We start from the raw sequence: 328 nt of genomic DNA on the forward strand, positions 1-328 counted from the left end.
GTGACAGAGTTACCAAAAACCCATCATAGCGTGCAACCGCCTACGCGCCACCGGGTATGCGAACTTCTTTCGTCGAGTCCGCATACCCGGTGCGTCGATAGTCTCATTCGAGGCCTTACTATCCGAATCGAACATCGAACTGGGGCTTGCCCGACGCGTCCAACTCGGGGATTCCGTCCTTATCGGTCTTCAGCTTCGCGGTCACGCGAAACGTCATGTCATGCCGCTTCGACCCGCTCAAGGTGCCCTGGATCGTGTACGTCGGCTCGGCGACGTACACACCCACATCCGCCACACTCACGGTCGTGGGCATCGTCTTGAGCTCCAG

At 58.8% G+C, this 328-nt stretch carries 1 pseudogene; it reads right to left on the reverse strand.

The features are described from left to right. Positions 1 to 118 precede the first annotated feature (118 nt). Positions 119 to 328: pseudogene (locus QP415_RS11120) on the reverse strand (hypothetical protein); the annotation flags it as partial.

The organism is Pauljensenia sp. UMB3104 (genome assembly GCF_030217285.1).
In the GTDB taxonomy this organism is placed as follows: domain Bacteria; phylum Actinomycetota; class Actinomycetes; order Actinomycetales; family Actinomycetaceae; genus Pauljensenia.